Source organism: Pelomicrobium sp. G1, from assembly GCF_051905455.1.
In the GTDB taxonomy this organism is placed as follows: domain Bacteria; phylum Pseudomonadota; class Gammaproteobacteria; order Burkholderiales; family UBA6910; genus Pelomicrobium.
On record NZ_JBQACR010000083.1, the window covers coordinates 1 to 537 of the forward strand.

General features: G+C 63.7%; 1 protein-coding gene and 1 pseudogene. Both read left to right on the top strand.

The annotated features are described in order from the left end of the window. Positions 1-279 (top strand): universal stress protein (locus ACTFO6_RS17555; protein WP_439935716.1); only part of this gene is annotated, 279 nt, incomplete at its 5' end. A gap of 15 nt (positions 280-294) precedes the next feature. Continuing rightward, a pseudogene (locus ACTFO6_RS17560) lies at positions 295-537 on the top strand (HAD family hydrolase); the annotation flags it as partial.

Below are 537 nucleotides of genomic sequence, written 5' to 3' on the forward strand. Positions count from 1 at the left end.
GATGTAGAGACTGAGGCGGTCACCGAGCATTCGCGGGACTACCACCAGGCACTGCTTGACAGGCTCAAGCAGAGGACCGATCGGCTCGGGATCGAGGCACACCTGGAATTCGCGATCGGGCACCCGGCGCGGCAGATCCTCGATTACGCCGGGCAACAGGGCGTGGATCTGATCGTCCTCGGCCACCGCGGTCGGGGCGCGTTCGACCGCTGGCGGTTGGGCTCGGTCACTCACCGGGTGATCAGCTACGCCGAGTGCGCCGTCATGGTCGTGCGCTAAAGGAGCATCCATCGCATGCTGAGAGTCGAGATCCCCGATTTCGCTACTCTAGATCTAGCGCATCTCGTTCTGGACTACAACGGCACACTGGCCGTCGACGGCGAACTTCTGCCAGGTGTGCGTGAGCGCCTCGAGCGCCTGGAGACGGCGTTGAGTATTCATGTAGTGACAGGCGACACCTTCGGCACGGCCCGCGCCCGCTTGCGCGGCGTCCCTTGCCAATTGTCGATTCTGCCGTCGCGAGGGCAGATGGAAGAG